General features: G+C 57.3%; 3 protein-coding genes. All 3 read right to left on the reverse strand.

What is annotated here, in order from left to right:
- Positions 1–87: 87 nt before the first annotated feature.
- The 3 genes from QMX86_RS27600 to QMX86_RS27610 are packed head-to-tail and all read right to left on the reverse strand — an operon-like array spanning position 88 to position 3,653.
- Complete coding sequence (locus QMX86_RS27600; RefSeq protein ID WP_041480022.1) at positions 88–2,391, reverse strand: MlaD family protein; 2,304 nt, start codon at positions 2,389–2,391, stop codon at positions 88–90.
- A complete protein-coding gene (locus QMX86_RS27605) occupies positions 2,384–3,007 on the reverse strand; it encodes a paraquat-inducible protein A (protein WP_110646137.1) in 624 nt (207 codons plus the stop codon). The genes QMX86_RS27600 and QMX86_RS27605 overlap by 8 nt, the downstream gene beginning before the upstream one ends.
- Positions 2,994–3,653: a paraquat-inducible protein A gene (locus QMX86_RS27610; RefSeq protein ID WP_073473550.1), complete on the reverse strand. Its 660-nt coding sequence runs from the start codon at positions 3,651–3,653 to the stop codon at positions 2,994–2,996. Before QMX86_RS27610 ends, QMX86_RS27605 begins: the two co-directional genes overlap by 14 nt.
- Positions 3,654–3,866: the final 213 nt, after the last annotated feature.

Below are 3,866 nucleotides of genomic sequence, written 5' to 3' on the forward strand. Positions count from 1 at the left end.
AGCTCGCTCCCACATAGAAACGCATACAAAATGTGGGAGCGAGCTTGCTCGCGAAGGCGTCTTGATAGACGCCCCATAAACTTCAGGTTACTTACCGAGCTGAATCTTCGGCGCCCACGTCAGCCACTCATCCTCGAACTTGTCGAACAACGGGAACGTCTGCTCGGCCCGCGCCGGGTTGCCCATGCGTTCACCGTCCGGGGTGGCGAAGGCAATACCACCTTGAATCAGCGTCTCCAGCGACTCGGTTCGCACCGTCACGCCTTTAAATAAACCGTAATCGAAGCCCACACCGCTGGTGTTCCAGAAGCGGCTGCCGCTACGCACCAGTGGCGCGTACTTCGGCTCGATCAGGATGTGCACCAACACACGGTCAGCCGTTTGGCCCAACTCATAACCGGTGACCTTGCCGACCGTGATTTCGCGGTAGGTCACTGGCACACCCGGCTTCAACGAACCGCGACGTGCGGCGCTCAACACCAGACTCAAACCCGCTTCCTGCCTGGTGACTTCCGGCGCTTCGGCCAAGGCAACGAAGTTCTTCTGCGGGCCGAGATTCTTCGCCGCCGGCTGGACTTCGATGTATTTGCCCGTCACCAGCGTTTCCAGATTCTGCGTCTTGATCAAACCCAGTTCCGGCTTGACCACCCAGAATTGACTGCCGACTCGCGCAATCTTCTCCGGCACTTCGGTGATGCGTGCGGTGAGGATCACCGACTGCATGTCATCGGTCAGATCGACGCTTTCAATCTTGCCTACGTCGAGCCCCTTGAAACGTACCGGCGTACCGCTGCTCAAGCCGTCAGCGCGATCAACCTTGATCGTCACTACCGCGCCTTTCTTGTTTGCCTCATCGTGGTCGGCGAACAGACGGAAGCGCGGTATGCGTTTCTTCAACGGCGCATTGGCTTGCGGCGTTTCGAACGCGATACCGCCGGCCATCAGGGTTTGCAAGGATTCACTCTTGACCTGAATGCCCCCGGTCAAGCCACCCGTGAGGGTAATGCCGCTGACATTCCAGAAGCGCGTCGAAGCGTTGACCAGGTTTTCATATTCCTTCTCGATGTGCACGCCGATGACCAGCTGCTTCTTGGTTCGGGAGAACTGGTAGCTCTGCACCGAACCGACCTTGACCTGCTTGTACAGAATCGGACTGCCGACATCGATCGAACCCAGCGAATCGGTAAACAACACCAGATGCAGGCCCGGCGAACGCAGATCCAGCGGCGGAGCTTTCGGTCGCGCTTCGAACTCGCGTTTCGGCGCAGCGCCTTTGTCGCCCGGACGCACGGCGATGTAATTACCTTTCACCAGCGCTTCCAGGCCGGTAATACCCGCCAGGGAAATCGAAGGCTTGACCACCCAGAACTGCGTGCCCTCAACCAGATAGTCTTCGGCCAACGGATCCAGAGTCAGCTCGGCTGTTGCACTGTTCAGGTCCGGATCGACTTTGAGCGCTTTCAGGTTGCCGACCTGAATGCCTTTGTACATCACCGGTGTGCGACCCGCCTGCAGGCCCTCGAAATCACTGAGTTTGACCTTCACGCGAATCCCGGCGGCGGCGGCGTCGAAGTCTTCATAGAGACGGAATGGCAGGCTCGGATCGGTCGCTGGGCTGTCCTTGCGATTCTCCGGCGTAGCGAAGGCGATGCCCCCAGCGACGATGCTGGCCAAAGACTCGCTACGGACTTTCACACCGGACAGGTTGGCGTCGATGCTGATGCCGCTGGCGTTCCAGAAACGTGTGTGTTTGCGCACCAGTTTGGCGTAGGTCGGCTCGATGAACACCTTCAGTTCAACGGTGCTCTGATCCTCGGAAAGCACGTAGCTTTTGACCTGACCGACCTTGATCTGCTTGTAGAACACCGGGCTGCCGCGATTCAGCGAGCCGAGGCGATCGGCCTTGATGGTCAGGTGCAGACCGGGCTTGGCGTCGGACAGCGGCGGTTCTTCGGCGAGTGCCTTGAACTTGCGCACCGGCTCGCCTTCACCGGGACTGATCGCAACATAGTTACCCGAGACCAGCGTTTCCAGACCAGTGATACCGGCCAGGGTCACGCTCGGTTTGACCAGCCAGAACCGTGTGCTGGTCTTCAGGTACTGTTCCACGTCCTTATTCATTTCGATGGTGGCGATCACCCCTTTGGAGTTGCCTTCATCGTCGAGCTTAAGCGTCTTGACCTTGCCGACCGGCATGCCTTTGTAGACCACTTCAGTCTTGTTGGCCTGGATCCCTTCGCCGCTTTCGAAGCGCACCTGAATTTCGATACCGGTCTCGGAATAAGCACGCCAGCCGAGCCAGCCGCCGATGATCAAAGCGATCAGAGGCAGCACCCAAATGGCCGACCAGTTCGAAGCCGGTCGGGTTTTCGCTACAGGCAAATCAGTCATGGTCGTCGTCCGACTCCGTGTTATCCCAAATCAGTCGGGGATCGAAAGTTACTGCGGCGAGCATCGTCAAAATCACCACAGAGGCGAAGGCGACGGCGCCCAAATTGGCTTCGACACTGGCTATACGGCCGAAGTTAACGACCGCCACGAGAATAGCGATCACGAAAATATCGAGCATCGACCAGCGGCCAATGAACTCGATGAAACGGTACATCCAGATGCGCTGACGGGCCGACAATGGCTGCCGGCGCTGCACGGAAAACAGCAACAACGCGATGCCGACCAGTTTGAACGTGGGCACCAGAATACTGGCGATGAACACCACGCTCGCGATCGGAATCATGCCGTGCTGCACCAGTTCAATCACGCCGGACATGATGGTGCTCGGCTCACCCTGGCCCAGAGAGCTGACCGTCATGATCGGCAAGACGTTGGCCGGAATATAGATAATGGCTGCCGTGATCAACAGCGCCCAGGTGCGGGTCAGGCTGTTAGGGCGGCGAGCGTGAACCTGCGCGCCGCAGCGGGTACAGCTTTGCTCATCGACGTCAGCTTCCTGCTTGTTCAGTTCGTGGCATTCGGCGCACACCAGAATGCCCGCATCAATCGCCCGCATGGGCATCCTCTCCTGATAATGCCTGCCAGATCTGATGCGGTGACATCACCACCTCCAGCCAGACTTGTACCAACAACAAGCCAATGAAACATGCCAGCCCGAGGCCGACGGTGATGGCCGCCATGTCCGCCAGCTTCACGATCGCGACGAGGACGCCCATGAGGTAGACCTCGAGCATGCCCCAGTCTCTGAGGTGGTGGTAAATACGATAGAGCAGCAAACCGTAGCTTCGGCCGACATCGAAACGAATCGTCAGTAACACAAACAGCTGGCACAGCAACTTGAGCAACGGTATCGCCATACTGCAAAGGAAGACGACAATCGACACTCCTTGCATGTCAGTATTGAACAGACCGACCACGCCACTCCAGACCGTATCCTGCGAAGTTTGCCCGAGGATATTGAGTTGCATGATGGGTAAAAAGTTTGCCGGTACGTAAAGTAATAACGCGGCAATCACTAGGGCGAGGCTGCGCTGCACCACGTTATGGCGGTGGGCGTACAACTCATAACCACAACGCGGGCATAGGGCCTTTTCACCATGGGCAAGTGTCGGCTTGCGCATCAGCAAGTCGCACTCGTGGCAGGCTATCAAGTCTTCCAGCGGTAAATCTGACAGCCCGGGGGCGTCAACCGATTCTGACATACAGGCTCTGGCTCCGATAAAGATGGGGCTATTCTAGTGTTCTGATTCGAAAATAACTGTGCAATTTTGTTCGCTTCGGTCCTGAAAACTTTCTCGCAGGCAAAACAAAACCCCAACTGCTTTCGCAATTGGGGTTTCGGAATTTAATCTTGACGATGACCTACTCTCACATGGGGAAACCCCACACTACCATCGGCGATGCATCGTTTCACT

Origin of the sequence: Pseudomonas sp. PS01270, assembly GCF_029959775.1 — a bacterium.
GTDB classification, from domain to species: Bacteria; Pseudomonadota; Gammaproteobacteria; order Pseudomonadales; family Pseudomonadaceae; genus Aquipseudomonas; species Aquipseudomonas atacamensis.

Coding starts and splice junctions, on each gene's coding strand:
- QMX86_RS27600 (WP_041480022.1), bottom strand. CDS start 2,391: ATGACTGATTTGCCTGTAGCGAAAACCCGACCGGCTTCGAACTGGTCG.
- QMX86_RS27610 (WP_073473550.1), bottom strand. CDS start 3,653: ATGTCAGAATCGGTTGACGCCCCCGGGCTGTCAGATTTACCGCTGGAA.
- QMX86_RS27605 (WP_110646137.1), bottom strand. CDS start 3,007: ATGCGGGCGATTGATGCGGGCATTCTGGTGTGCGCCGAATGCCACGAA.